The 14,772-nt window shown below is 34.2% G+C and carries 13 protein-coding genes; all 13 read right to left on the minus strand.

Going from position 1 to position 14,772, the window contains the following annotated elements; genetic code table 11:
• Nucleotides 1–85 precede the first annotated feature (85 nt).
• Entirely contained in the window at nucleotides 86–328 is a 243-nt protein-coding gene (locus HHU12_RS30790) for a hypothetical protein (protein ID WP_169660581.1), read from the minus strand.
• 330 nt (nucleotides 329–658) lie between these two features.
• A complete protein-coding gene (locus HHU12_RS30795) occupies nucleotides 659–1,678 on the minus strand; it encodes an aldo/keto reductase (protein WP_169660582.1) in 1,020 nt (339 codons plus the stop codon).
• A gap of 83 nt (nucleotides 1,679–1,761) precedes the next feature.
• A complete protein-coding gene (locus HHU12_RS30800) occupies nucleotides 1,762–2,766 on the minus strand; it encodes a hypothetical protein (RefSeq protein ID WP_169660583.1) in 1,005 nt (334 codons plus the stop codon).
• Nucleotides 2,767–3,043: 277 nt separating this feature from the next.
• Nucleotides 3,044–5,689: a S9 family peptidase gene (locus tag HHU12_RS30805; RefSeq protein ID WP_169660584.1), complete on the minus strand. Its 2,646-nt coding sequence runs from the start codon at nucleotides 5,687–5,689 to the stop codon at nucleotides 3,044–3,046.
• Nucleotides 5,690–5,874: 185 nt separating this feature from the next.
• Nucleotides 5,875–6,165, minus strand: a complete 291-nt coding sequence (locus HHU12_RS30810) for an antibiotic biosynthesis monooxygenase family protein (RefSeq protein ID WP_240971204.1) — start codon at nucleotides 6,163–6,165, stop codon at nucleotides 5,875–5,877.
• A 288-nt stretch (nucleotides 6,166–6,453) separates the two neighbouring features.
• The gene (gene lysS / locus HHU12_RS30815) at nucleotides 6,454–8,208 is read right to left on the minus strand and encodes a lysine--tRNA ligase (RefSeq protein ID WP_205960039.1); all 1,755 of its coding nucleotides are present in this window, start codon (nucleotides 8,206–8,208) and stop codon (nucleotides 6,454–6,456) included.
• 218 nt (nucleotides 8,209–8,426) lie between these two features.
• The gene (locus HHU12_RS30820; protein ID WP_169660586.1) at nucleotides 8,427–9,539 is read right to left on the minus strand and encodes a helix-turn-helix domain-containing protein; all 1,113 of its coding nucleotides are present in this window, start codon (nucleotides 9,537–9,539) and stop codon (nucleotides 8,427–8,429) included.
• 198 nt (nucleotides 9,540–9,737) lie between these two features.
• Nucleotides 9,738–10,385 carry a DUF2459 domain-containing protein gene (locus HHU12_RS30825; RefSeq protein ID WP_169660587.1) on the minus strand — a complete coding sequence of 216 codons (648 nt, stop codon included), beginning with the start codon at nucleotides 10,383–10,385 and terminating at the stop codon, nucleotides 9,738–9,740.
• Between the two features lie 105 nt (nucleotides 10,386–10,490).
• Complete coding sequence (locus tag HHU12_RS30830; RefSeq protein WP_169660588.1) at nucleotides 10,491–11,075, minus strand: uracil-DNA glycosylase family protein; 585 nt, start codon at nucleotides 11,073–11,075, stop codon at nucleotides 10,491–10,493.
• A gap of 55 nt (nucleotides 11,076–11,130) precedes the next feature.
• Complete coding sequence (locus HHU12_RS30835) at nucleotides 11,131–12,657, minus strand: glycosyltransferase family 39 protein (protein WP_169660589.1); 1,527 nt, start codon at nucleotides 12,655–12,657, stop codon at nucleotides 11,131–11,133.
• Nucleotides 12,658–12,715: 58 nt separating this feature from the next.
• A complete protein-coding gene (locus HHU12_RS30840) occupies nucleotides 12,716–13,435 on the minus strand; it encodes a hypothetical protein (RefSeq protein ID WP_169660590.1) in 720 nt (239 codons plus the stop codon).
• A 112-nt stretch (nucleotides 13,436–13,547) separates the two neighbouring features.
• Nucleotides 13,548–13,865, minus strand: coding sequence for a ribosomal maturation YjgA family protein (locus tag HHU12_RS30845; RefSeq protein ID WP_205960040.1), 318 nt, complete (start codon nucleotides 13,863–13,865; stop codon nucleotides 13,548–13,550).
• 162 nt (nucleotides 13,866–14,027) lie between these two features.
• Nucleotides 14,028–14,639, minus strand: coding sequence for a macro domain-containing protein (locus HHU12_RS30850; RefSeq protein ID WP_169660593.1), 612 nt, complete (start codon nucleotides 14,637–14,639; stop codon nucleotides 14,028–14,030).
• Nucleotides 14,640–14,772 lie beyond the last annotated feature (133 nt).

Here is a 14,772-nt window from a genome sequence, read left to right on the forward strand (position 1 = left end):
CTATGACCATTTTTCACTATATCGTTGCCTTCACAGTGAGGACAACGTATTTCTTTGTAATGTCTCATATACATATAACAAAGAATCAACCTAAATCATCCATTACCAATTCTTTTACCTGAGGTTTATCTTTAGAAAATTTATAATACGATATTAGAAACAATAGAATACCTATGTTACCATTCAGAATACCATACTGTGTTTTTCTGTCAAATAAATTTCTTGCATAAGATTTTTCAATAGTTTCCCATCTTATAGTATTATGTTCTTTACTTATTTTCGCTTCGTTTAATACAAATTGAAAAGTCTGCTCTACAAATTCATTCACTTCATTTTTGAAATTTACCCTGTCTGATTAAAAAGTTAGCAAGACAAACATATCTAAAAGGAAGATTTATTTCAAAGATGTAAAAACACTACACTACACACTTAAAAAAAGATTCTTTAAATACTCACTATCAGCACATTAAAAACAAAAGGGAATATATAATGTTCAATTCGTTATCTTTTAAAAAAATGTGATATAACATTTTTTAACAACGGCAGTGAAAAATGAATAATTGATGAGTAAAAGAAATTCTCAACATTGTGCAATTTAATTTCTATAAAGTACTGAGACAGCAACAACCATCTCAGTACTTTTTATCTAAGTCTATTCTTAAAAATCAATTTTATCATACCAACCTCCGAAGGCATAGTTCTTTACATTGTCCTCTTTCAGGAATTTTGTAGGGAAACCTAAATCAATCTTGCTAATATCAGATAAAGCTTGAAGATCTTCTTGTGGTAGTTCCCAATCCAAACATTTCAAATTATCTTCAATCTGATGTGGTTTGCGTGAGCCGATAATTGGAATAATGCTTTTATCCTGAGCTCTCAACCAGTTCAATGCTACTTGTGAAGAAGATTTACCTAATTTCTCCCCTATCTCAGTCACTTTTTTGGCTATCGCAATATTTTGAGGATTGAATTTCACACTTTTTTCTGAAAGCCTTCCCTCTTCTATCATTCCGTTATTGTATTTACCGGATAATAATCCGGCTCCAAGTGGTGACCAAGTTGTTACTGACATTCCATAATGATTGGCCATCGGTAAAAGTTCTCTTTCTATATCACGGGTGATCAAACTATACTCCACCTGCAATCCTACAAACTCTTCCCATCCCCTTAATTCTGCCATCATATTGGCTTTAGAAACGACCCAAGCAGGAGTGTCAGAAATTCCAATATAACAGACTTTTCCTTGAGCAATCAAATCATTCATGGCTCTGAGCACTTCATCTACACGAGTAGTCGAGTCCCACATATGTACCCACAGGATATCCATATAATCGGTATTCATTCTTTTCAATGAAGCTTCTACCGTACGCATCATATTTCTTCTGGAATTACCTGTTCCGTTGGGGTGGCTTGCATCTTCAATCAAAGTGTATTTTGATGCCAAGACATAACGGTCTCTTTCGCCATCAACAAACTCTCCTAAAAATTTCTCTGAAGTACCATTGGTATAAAAGTTAGCCGTATCTATAAAATTACCTCCTGCATCAGCAAAGGCATCAAATATTTTCCCTGAAGTTTCAAAGTCAGCCCCTGTGCCCCATTCTTCTCCAAATGTCATTGCTCCTAAACAGAGTTCTGAAACTTTTAAGCCAGATTTACCAAATAACTTATATCTCATTTTATCATTTTTTTGTTACAAGATGTATCTAATTTAATCAATATGAATTAAAGACAAATGTTTTGACTGGGGTTTTAAATCATCTAAATTCCAAATCTATAATTAATACCTGTCATGATGAATTTTGAATAATCTGAAACACCATACTCACCTCTGATCCAGATTTTTTTACTCAACTGAAATTGTCCGCCAAACTGAAAAGTCCACTTTTTAATCAGTTCCTTTTTGATATGGTAATCAACTCTGGCATTCATTACACCACCTTCTCCAATATCGAGATTATACTCTTCATTGATACCATCTATTGTTCTATCTAATAATTTCTGTTGAACCGGGTTTAACTGATTGTACCAAGTTTGATAATGATCATCTAGCCCAGGTAAAGCGTCTTTGATTTGAATAGAGCCTGAATTGATTCCCTTACTCACAAAGTTTCTATACATCGCACCCACATAGAAATTCACAAAGCGATCTTTCTTTTTTAGCTTAAAAGTTTTACCTACCCTTAATGAGGAGACCACTACATTTACATCATTTTTCAACAAATCAGTTCTTGTGCCGGAGTAATTGACATCTGCTGAGAAAAAGTAATCTTTATACCCGTAATTAAAAGTCATACCACCACCAAATGAAATTCCCTCGAAAATTACATTAGATCTGAAAAGTGGCATTTGTCCCATTCCAAAATCAGGCTGTAAAACGACTTCTGTTCCTCCTTCTACATAAGAAAACAATCCATAAAAATTTAGAAAAGGTAAAGTAAATAAATCGCCACGAAGATTGATACCATTCGAATAGGCACGCGTGGTTTGGAAACCTAATGTTTGTTCATTAATAATAGGTGAAAGATCTGTTCCGTTTATACCCATCCCAAAGTCTGATATTCCTAAGTACATTTCATTGAAAACATAATGTACAGAAATACCAGCAGGCAATGGAAAATCAATTCCTCGATCTTTTACTTCCTGTCCCCATATAGGGAAAGTATAAGGGTATTTTGTTGAGTCATTTTCAATAGTGGATGTATCCTGTGACCATAATTGAGTAGAAAATAACACAAGTATAAAAATAGATATTAGGTTTCTCATTTGTATTGATTTAGTTATCATTTTAGTAGAAGACAAATATAGTTCGCGTAAAAACATTTCGAATTCTAACATTTACCCACACCCCTAAATCAATTTTTACTTAAGAAACTTACAATCAAGTAACAATGTGTAAAACTATCAAAATAGCTATTAACAATCAAAAAGATAAATTATCTTCTGCTGTCATATTTTAAAATTAATTATGATAGACATAAAACAAAAAAAAGGCCACTCCCTCTAGAGGAAGCGACCTAAGGTACTTAGCTAAACTTAAATTTTAATTATCTTGTTTCAATACTGCTGTAATTTTAGCATTACCCATTTGAGGAACAATTTTCGTTTCTTGGGTACTCAACATGTCTTCAGTATTGATTGTATATTCTGTAACTTCATTTGTATTGTCAAGGTTAGTTAAAGTAACGATATAAAACTTATCGTCTTTCTTTTCCTTGACTTCTACCTTCAACTGTTTCATCTTTTGCGTCATCAGATCAGGCGAAATAAATACCGTTTCAAAACCTTCTGTTAATGGAAGTCTTGAAATAAATAAATCGAGTCCAATATCAGCACATAATACAGCACCATCAGCTGGAATATTGATCTTCTGTCCCATCATCTCTAGTACAACCTCACCTTCATTAAAATTCATCGAGAAGTTTTGTCCGCCTTGCTGAATTTCTCTTTTCACGGGCTTCATATCTTTCACAAATAACTTATCAACTACCTCTCCCATTGGCGATTGAGCCTTATCAGTAATTGTTGTGAATTCACCTTCTTTTTTCACTGATCGGTGAGATGCCATTGGAATGGTTTTTCCTTGTACTTCAATCGTCACAGAATAATCATATTCTCCCTCACTGATATCTGTTGTCGTATATTTCAACGATTTACTTGTACTTACTTCTTCTTTTGGTGTATAAGTTACTTTAGAAACATCCACTGTGATTTCTCCTAAACGTTTCATTACTTCATCAGAACCTCCTTCCTGATATCTTCCGCCAAGGTGTTTTGCTAAGAATTTTTCAGTAGCTACCCACATGGCCATGTTGTTGGTTGGCTTTCTGAATCCATGTCCTTCATCATCGGCCAATAAATATTCTACCTCTTTATCTGCATCTCTTAAGGCAATCACTATTTGATCACTCTCTGCTTGTTTCACTCTTGGGTCATTTGCACCTTGAACAATCAGAAGTGGCTTCTTCATTTTATCTACGTGGAAAAGCGGACTCGTTTCTTGGATCAGCTTCTTCCCTTCTTCAGTTTCAGGGTCACCTGTCATTTCATATAAAGACTTTCTAAAAGCTTCCCAATACGGAGGAATAGATTCTAATAAAGTAAATAGGTTACTTGGACCTACAATGTCAACGCCACAAGTGTATAAATCTGGTGTAAATGCTAAACCTGCAAGCGTTGCATATCCACCATAACTACCGCCCATAATGGCCACTTTAGAAGCATCAACAGTTCCTTCATTGATCAGATGTTTTACACCGTAAGTGATATCATCTTGCATCAATTTACCCCATTGTTTATCGCCGGCATTTAAGAACGATTTACCATAACCGCCACTTGCTCTAAAGTTAGGTTGCAATACAGCGTAACCTCTGTTGGCTAGCATTTGAACATAAGAATTGTAGCCCCAATAATCTCTCGGGCCTTTTGGACCTCCATGAACTAAAACCACTAGAGGAAGGTTTTTCGCTTCTTGGTGTTTTGGAATCGTCAGGTAACCTGGAATTTCTAAACCATCACTACTTTTAAAAGTAATAGGTTTCATTTCCGCTAAATACTGCTCATTCTCTTTAAGTTTTGGTTTTGGCGTATATTGGTGAATCAACTTTTTCGTATCGCTATTGTAGTAATATACATCTGGAGCATACTTGTCACCTGTTACCGAAATAAGCATTTGCTTGTAGTCTTTTGTAAAGCTGGAGAACCCTACTTCTCTTCCTTTAAACTGCTTTTCTAAATGACTGAATAGTTTTGCCCATTTCTTATTTTTCCAAAGTCTTTCTCTTTTGTCATAAGTGTAAGAAGTATAAAGTAATTCTCTGGTATTATCATCTAAAAATACCCCTCCGAAATCTACTTTATTTTTAGGATCACTCTCTACTTTTTCAATGGCTTCTGTTTTAGGGTCCATTAAGTAAAGCGTTGTCAAATCCACATCTCCTTTATTTGATACCAAGTAGAATTTTGAATTATCTTTATTCCATCCACTTACATAAGCACTTTCTTTTAAATTCGTTTCGTAGATTTCAGTGAATTTATTTTCACCATCAATACGTAAAATTTCAGAATGCCCTTTATCATTTGTTCTGTAGGCTAACCTTGGGTTTTCATCCCAATCAAAATTCCAACCTGTAATACGGTTATTGTTTTCAAAGATCAAGGTTCTTTCACCCGTAGCAATATCTACTTTGTAAAGGTCATGCCATGCTTTATCTCTATCGTTTATTCCCACCATCATGATGTTAGGCTGATTACGACTTACTTGATAAATCTGAACTGTAACATCTTTTAATGGAGTGAGGTTTTTAGCCTCCGGCACTCCTTCTTTCACTTCTGCCATTGGGTCAACAGCATAGACATTGAAGTTTTCATCTCCCTTATTGTCTTTTACAAAGAGGATGTACTTCCCATCATACGTCCAGAAATAACCTCCAATCGGACGCTCATTGTCTGTAAGTGGCTTTGCTTTTTCAAATGGCTCATCGAACTTTTTGACCCAAATATTCAGTGTGCCATTATACTCTTTGAGGAAGGAAATAAATTTACCATCAGGGCTCAATTGACCACCGGCAATTTCTGGATTACCAAAGAATATCTCCCGGTCTAGCAATGGTACTTCTTGTTTTTGAGCAAAAGATTTTGTTCCCATAAGGACTATTAGGGATAAATAGATTAGAAATGTGTTTTTCATTATTTAAACTGTTCTTGAAGCTTTAAGCTTATTTATTAATAGAATAATTAGTTAGGATAATTTTGATTAGACTTGCTTTTTTACATATTCAATTCATTTTGATGATAGAATGATTTTATGTCGGCTATTTAAATTTGTTTACAAATTAGTTTTTATTTAATGTTTTTTAATAGAACGTATTAATTCTAAAAACTATTATCCAAAACGGTGGAATAATGTTCTACTGTTGGAAATGGTTCATAATAGTGATGTAAAAGGGCTTTCCACTTCAAATAAACTTCTGATTTTCGGAAACCTACTTCATGTGCTTCTACTGAATCCCAATTCACGAGTAATAGATATTTGTTTTTGTGTTCTAGACATTTTTTTAGGGTATGTCCTCTATAACCTTCAATCGAACTGATATATTGACCTGCTGTCTTAAAACCAAGTTCAAATTGTTCTTCCATCCCTTCTTTTACTTGAAGGTTTGCCATTTCTAATATCATGTTTGTAATAGTTTTAAACAGTTGAACATTTAAAATTGGGAGAAGGTGGATAGTTATTTTTTAGTCTAATCAAGGCTGAATAAAAGAGCATAGCCATAGTTAAGTGATGATATTCTAACGTAGAGTAGGCTAAAAAAGAAAATCCAAAACTTCCGATTTTAATTGTACAACTGTTTATAGATTGAAGATACGAATTGTTTTTATGTTAAAAACAAAAAGCTACCCTCATTGCTGAAGGTAGCTTATATGATAAAACTACAAATGTAGTATTTGTTACTAGCTATTAGCCTCTGCAGACTTGTCAATCCATCCTTGAACCGTATCTTTCGAAGGGTTAGGGATTTGCTTCAGTTTCAATTTCTTCTTCATACCGATGAAGTCATTCATCAATTTACCTACTGCTTTATCAGCAAGATCAGAAATCATATAGAAACCTAATTTGTGCATCACGTTGATTAAATCTTTCTCAACACCGATTGCCGCCCACTCTTGCTCCGAAGAAGCTACAGGCCATTTTTCAGGACGCATTTGAGGGAAGAATAATACTTCTTGGATAGAAGCATTGTCCGTCAACATCATTACTAAACGGTCGATACCAATACCTAAACCTGATGTTGGAGGCATACCATATTCTAACGCTCTTAAGAAGTCTTGATCGATGAACATTGCTTCGTCATCACCAGCTTCCATTAGCTTCATTTGCTCCTCAAAACGCTCTCTTTGATCAACTGGGTCATTCAACTCAGAGTAAGCATTGGCTACCTCTTTACCGTTCACCATCAATTCGAAACGCTCTGTTAATTCAGGGTTGTCTCTGTGACGCTTACATAAAGGTGACATCTCAACAGGATAATCAGTGATGAACGTTGGTTGGATATAGTTACCCTCACATTTCTCACCGAAGATCTCATCAATCAATTTACCTTTACCCATTGTCTCGTCATGCTCGATGCCTAACTCATCACAGAATACACGTAATTCCTCAACAGATTTACCGTTGATATCTTTACCTGTGTGCTCCATGATTGCCTCAGCCATTGTTACACGACGGTAAGGTGCTTTGAATGAGATTTCATTGTCACCCACTTTCGCATCTGTAGTACCGTTTGCTGCCATAGCAACGTGCTCTAAACACTGCTCCGTGAATTCCATCATCCAGTTGTAATCTTTGTAAGCTACATAGATTTCAACGGCTGTAAACTCAGGGTTGTGCGTTCTGTCCATACCTTCATTTCTGAAGTTACGAGAGAACTCATATACACCATCAAAACCACCTACGATCAATCTTTTTAAGTATAATTCGTTGGCAATTCTTAAGTATAATGGTGTATCTAAAGCATTGTGATGAGTAATGAACGGGCTAGCTGCAGCTCCACCAGGAATACTTTGTAATACTGGAGTATCAACCTCTAAATGTCCGTGATCATTAAAGAAGTTACGCATAGCGTTGATGATTTTCGTTCTTTTAACGAAAGTCTCTTTTACTTCTTTATTTACTACTAGATCCACATAACGTTGACGGTATCTTAATTCAGGATCAGAAAATGCATCGTGCATTGTTTCATTACCATCCTCGTCTTTTGTTACTTTAACTGCAGGAAGTGGTTTTAGGGCTTTAGATAAAACTTTTAGTGTTTTGGCATGAACAGTAGTTTCACCTACTTCTGTTTTGAAAACAAAACCTGTAATACCAATAAAGTCACCTCTATCTAAAAGCTTCTTAAAAACCGTATTATATAATGTCTTATCCTCTCCAGGACAGATTTCATCTCTATTTACATAAACTTGGATACGACCTGAGGCATCTTGTAATTCTACAAAAGCTGCCTTACCCATCGCACGAACACTCATAATACGACCAGCAATAGACACTGTTCCATAATCATTAGGACGACGATCGAAATTCTTATGAATATGTGCTGCTGAAACGTTTACATCAAATTTTTCCGCTGGATATGGATCGACGCCCAAGTCCATTAGCTGTTGTCTTTTTTCTCGACGGAGTACTTCTTGTTCGCTAAGAATTTGCATTTTGATTGTTTTTTGCTCAACGTCAGAAATGCATAACCGAAAACCCCTTCGGTTACTATACATTACTGCACAATTTCAAAAGGCGAAAATAATAGAATTTATTGGAACTAGGAGGATTGATTTTGAAAAAAACAGGGAATCATTTAAAATTTAAATCTATTTTCATTTAAATGACAAAATTTGATTGGTTTTAGATTGAAAAGTGATGTTTTAAAAATTTAAACGACTGCTTTTATATTCATCTTCTTTTTGTATTGCAATGGTGTCACCCCTGTTTCTTTCTTAAAGATATAGTTGAAAGTCGACTTGGAATTAAAGCCACTATCATAGGCCACTGTCAACAAATTGAGGTTCTGATTTTCGGATTGGGAAATTCTATTCTTGAACTCTTCTACTCTATACGTATTAATAAAGTGATAAAAAGACTTTTCAAATCCTTGATTAAGGATAACCGATACTTTCTTGGGTGAAAATCCGACTTCTTCTGAAAGTTTCTCCAAATTTAATTCAGGGTTGAGATAAGGTTTATTTTCCTTCATTACCTTCTGAAGCGTTTCCATCTCACTTTGAAGGTTAGTAGATTTGATTGTACTTATTTTTTCCTTTTCGACCACTAAAGATTCTTTCGTAAAATGAGTCACTCTCTCATAAAAACCTTTTAAGCCAAGCCAATAAATAACAAATGCCAGATACAAGAATAGTACATAATAATCAGAATAAGGCCTTTCGAAATCATAAAACATCAAATCTATAAATGAAAGCGTTGCAAATAATACCCAGCCTATAGCCCAACCATAAATAATTTTTTTCATCCATATTCTATTCATCACATCAGCATCTGAAATTTCTTCTTCTGCATTGATTATTCTAAAGGTCATAAAAGCATAAATGCTCATTGAAATTACCCCTAAAATCACCTCAGGTTTCTCATTGTCATTTAACATTTCAAATATCCCAACTTCAAAGTAAAACTGATCCAGCATATTAAATATTCTAGCAATTAAGAATATAAAAGAAGGCAATAAGTGTTTTATGGAGTTAGAATCAAAAATGTAACTAGGAGCACACACCGATTTTGTGTATAAATAAAGTAACGGACCTATCATCAAAAGATAAGTCAATGGCACACTTTCCAACAGTGGGTGACGCTGTAAGATGTGCATATCTAAAAGAACATGACGCCCCATGGTTATAGCAATACAAGCAATTAATGCGGACAACAAATAATTGGAACTTTTCCTACCTTTTGGAAAAAAAATCAATACCAAAGAAAAAATGACACCTTGAACAGCACCCATTATGCTCAAGAAGTTAAAGATGTTGAAATTCATGCTTGCATTTAAAAAGTTACTTCAACACACAAAATAGTAGAAATATTTATATTTATTTACATTCATGCGCGTTGTTCATCAAAATTGAGTAATTCTGATGGGTTGGGGTCTGCTTTTGTGAAAGGGTGAATTGAGGTTTATGCTGTTGTTTGCCATTACTATTTTTCGAGCGATACGACTGTTACAAATGATCCTTGATCACTCATATTTATTCATCAAACCAAAATCAAAAGGAGTCCATAAGCAAGCCTTCATTCCACTTTGCTTAAACCCTGTATTCAACCAACTATTACAAGTTTTGAAACAAGAATAGCTTCCTTTCGCTTTATAAAAATCATCGATTGAAGTATATCCTTGGTCTTCTAAAATTACCTTAGCTCCATTTTTGTCTAATCTGAATGTATTCTGCAAGTAATTGTTTAGTAATTCCAATTCTGATGCTGTGACTTTTACTTCCACCCAATCTGTTCCTTTTAATCTATACCGAGTAACATGCATTAATGTAGTACTCTTTAAAAACATGGCTGAAAAAGCATTTTTAAAGGTCAAATCTCCCCAGGTTGGTGTATTGATATAAAAATTCTCATCTCCCCACCCAAAAGAAAAGTATTGATCTGTGTATCTCTTTTTCAAACCTAAAAGTAATTGTTTGCTCAAGTCACTTTTATGGATTACAACATCTAAATGAACGCCGTTTGTAGTGAGATATATTGTTTTATCGGCTGTTTCAGACTTAATTTCTCTATCTATTGTGATAGATGAACATAATAAGGCAATCAGTACATAAAGTATTGGAAGTAGCACAAGAATCGATATCACTTTTAGTATTATTTGTCTTAGTTTCATGATGTTTTTATTGAAATAGGTTAAAAGTTTGCTTAATAAATTGATACAATCATTATTGTGGAAAGTTGGTTCGTAACTTGATTACTATTATACTAATTAAACAACCTATTCAGAACAAATCTTCTTAATCTCCTCTTTCAAGACCGGTAGTAATTCAACTTCAAACCATTCGTTTTTTCTCAACCAAATATTGTTTCTCGGTGATGGATGAGGCATCACAAAATACTTTGGGTAATACGTTTTCCAATTCTTTACAGTAGAGGTTAAGTTCGGTTTTCTGAGTTCACCTAAAAAGTGCTTTTGTGCATACTGCCCTATCAAAAGGGTGAACTCTATATTTTTGAGCTCTTTCATAATTTTTGGCAACCACTTTTGAGCACATATGGGACGAGGTGGAAGATCTCCTGATTTCCCTTTTCCTGGAAAACAAAAGTCCATAGGGACAATCGCTACTTTATCTTTATTGTAAAAATCTTCCTCTGAAACACCCATCCATTCTCTTAGTCTTCTACCACTTGCGTCATTCCAAGGTATTCCTGATTCTATTGCTTTCACTCCGGGAGCTTGTCCTACAATCAGAATTTTAGATTTCGATGAAAAATTTAGAAGTGGTTTTGAGTTGGGAGGGTCACATCCTTTACAGATATCTGAGTTGATTATTTCCCTTAAAAGTAATTCAGCAGAGTCCATTGTATATTCATTTTATAAGTCAAAAATTTTATCTATCATACTCTTATCAAAGCACTTAATCAGAACCTTTTATCTTACTCAACTCCTCTTCTATTCTTGTGTTGATATCAATTTTAGATCCTTCAAAAATAAAAATAGTGGTACCAAACTCTCTTGCATATTGATTGGTAATAGAATCATAAACCGTTGAAGATTCAAAATAAGGACTTGTCTCAGCTAACTCATTTTCTTTTTCTCTTCTATATTTAATTCGAATCAGATTAGAATAGTGTGTCTGCAAGTCAAACCAATTGACATAATCTGCATCTAAGGAAACTGCCTTGATCCCATTTTCAGAGTAATAATTAATTGCTCCTGCTTGACCATAGTTATCACAAAGTACTAAAGTCTCCTTTGGGTTTTTCACACTTTTATAGGCTTGATCAACCTTTGAGGCCAATTCATTCCAACCCAACATATCGGCATAATCTTGAGGGATTTGATGATCTTTTCCATCTTCCCATCTTAGTAATCCTAGAGCTTTGTACTCTTCATTATGCTCAATAATATATTCTGGAGTTCTATTTGGGAATGCTACATCGAAACTTAAAATCACAATTGCAATGGGTAATAATGCAAGAATAGGCTTTATCACTTTTCCGACTTTATTTTCTAACACTTCTGAAAGATAAACGGCTCCGACCGCTATATAAATAGGATATAATCCAATAGCATAATAATCTTTTGCTCTGAGGTAAGTATAGATGGCAAGTGTAAAAACAAATGACCAAAATAAGAAACTGTATTTGCTATACTTTTTTGAAAATAAAAGCCCAAATTGTGCTGATAGAATAACGAAAAGTGATCCTGTAAAAAAGAAAAGCTGACTTTTAAGAAATGAGATTCTTTGAACGTTGACGAGTTGAGAACTAGATAACTCTTCCATATGTCGAATAACAGGAAAATCATTAGTAAACTGCCATAATAGGTTTGGAGATATGATCAACAAAACTATCCCCATCGCAATATAAAACTCTTTTCTAATCAATAAATTTCTACTTTTTGTAATCAACAAGGCTGGTATCAGTCCAAGGATTAGAAAAATTATATTATACTTATTGAGGAAACCTAAAGCAAAAATAACCGCTCCCCAGTAGAGCCATTTACTATTTTCTCTGTTGATATATTTAATGAAAAAGAAGAATACTGCAGTCCAACTGAGCACATCAAAAGAGTTGGGTTGATAAAGTGTGTTTAAACGCAGTAATGCAGAAAACAATATACATAGAGCACCTAAGATTTTAGCGTAGAGTCCCCTTTTTAATTCATCAATTGTAAACCAAACTACTACAATCGTTAATGCTCCAAATAATGCTGGGAAAAATTTCACCCAAAATACATCATTCCCCAGAAGTCCTATAACAAAAGAAATCCAAGAGGTAAAAGGTGGTATTGATGTGAACCCCAATGCCAAATGATTTGCCTGATCGAGATGAAGATATTCGTCTCTTTGTAAATCATAACCTGGCTCAATCAGAAAATGTTGAAAAACAAATTTCAGAAGAATAAACCCTAGTAATAGTAGTATTTCATTTTTTCTCATTGTTAGATTTAATTTAGTTTAAGTTGCTTTAGAGCATATTTGAATTGATATTTTCTTGTTAAGGTATCTGTGCTAATTTACTCCTCTTCTTTCTAGGTATCTTTAACAAATACCTGCAGAGCCTCCCTAAAATCATATCTCCTCCTATATAAATAAACATGGCTCCTATGGGTGGATTAACAGTTTGAAAGATCCACTGTTTCTGATCCCACCTCCATACTCCATAATAGGTGCCTATCACTTCTAAATATAAAACTAATGCACTCATAACTAAATAAAAAGGCATATAATTCCTTCTCCACAAGGCCCAAAAGAATAAGATTCCCAGGGCTAGACTTAAAGTATCTTTGAAATACAGTGTGATAATACCAAAAAGTAAAATATAAAAACCCATCATCCATTTTTTGAATTGAAGGGCATTGGAAAGGATTGGGCTTTTTTGAGTAATGTTCCATCCCAGTGCGAAAATAACAGCATGCCCAAAAGGAACGTAAATTGGTATTTGGTTTCCTCTATAATCATACATATCTAACCACTCAGAACACAACATTTCTCCTAACCATGACAGTGGCACCATCATCAGCATCAAAAATCGAATACGTAATGAAGACATATAGAAAATGACCCCAAAAATAGTGAAGACTGAAATAGTTGTTAAGATTTTGCCATCAAAATAATGTTCATAAAAGTAGGGTGAATCAAAAAATAAAATAGGAATCCATAGCAGAACAATACCCACGAAATAATAGAAAGATTTACTGTAGCTGTTAGTGTTCATAGTAAAGTGTTTGTTTTGCATCAAAATAGATGCATCATTCCCCAAAATTACACCTTTTGATAGAACAAACTAGAAGTTCATCAACTTAATCCTGTTTAGCTTTGCAGAATAATTATCCTCTTACAGTTTTGTAACGCTCTATCAAAAACACTAATAAAGCCCCTATGGTATAGGCCAGTAAATCTTTAAAATCAAATGTAGTTCCTATTACAATTCGTGCTAATTTATAATCTTTAAGCCCAAGCATTTCTACTAAATTCAAATACTGCAAAAACTCCACAGCATAAGCAAATAATAAAACGTAAACGATCAGTTTTGAAGGCCTTGTATCCAAAAATATTTTCAAGACACTATATATTAAACCAATAACAATTACATCGCCTAAAAACCCTCTGATGAAATGTTGGTTGCTTAAAAAAAGAACGATCAATATACAACTGATAAATAAAGTAATGGAAGAAATGATGTAGTATTTTCTTTTAGCACTATACTCCATATGGCTTCAAAGTATTGTAAGTACTCTATCAAAACTAGATATAAGTTAATTTCGACAGAGTACTTCGTTAATATTAGTTTAAATCACCCTTAACAACTAGGGTATATCATATTTCAAATCCTTTTCATCATGTGTGAAAAAGTAAGCATAATTTGAGCATAACTCCTCCCATGCTTCTTTGGTCTTATAGTTCTCATTAAAAACATCCTCCCAAGCTATTCTCATTTGTCTGGCACACAATAGTGGTGGCACTTGCCCCACTCCTGTTCCTAACCCCGGAATGGCAATGGAAGTGATCTTTTCCTTCAGAGGTGTTCCATCTTCTAGCTTTCCATGTAATAATAAAGTCAGGATTGCTTTAGTGGCGAGATAAATATTGGGAGAACGCAAAATAGTCATTGGTGTTCTCATTGTTGGAGCAGAAATCAAATAAGGAAATTGTGGATGATCAGTAGTCACTATTGTAGCTTGCCCTACTAATAACTCTCCAAAATAATCATCACGTAATTTCTGCTGAAGCTTCTTTTCAATATGCCAGCCTAAGGTTTTAGAAATCGCAAAATCGATTCCTCCATTCATATACCCAAAACTATTTGCTGGACTTACGATTGCATCACATGATAAATCAAAAATTGATTGGTTTCGGACTTCAACATTGTCAACTCCTTCAAATACTTTACTCCAAGCGTCTGTTAATTTTGTGTTTATATCTACTAGCTAAGTATATGACAAAAATTGATTGAACAGCATTTCTAGCTGTTCATAAAATTTATTTTGTAGGCATTGAGAAAGTTTCTCTAAGCCATATTTAAATAAACTTTTGGCTTTCCTTCCATGAGAT

The sequence above is a fragment of the Flammeovirga aprica JL-4 genome (assembly GCF_012844305.1).
GTDB lineage: Bacteria > Bacteroidota > Bacteroidia > Cytophagales > Flammeovirgaceae > Flammeovirga > Flammeovirga aprica.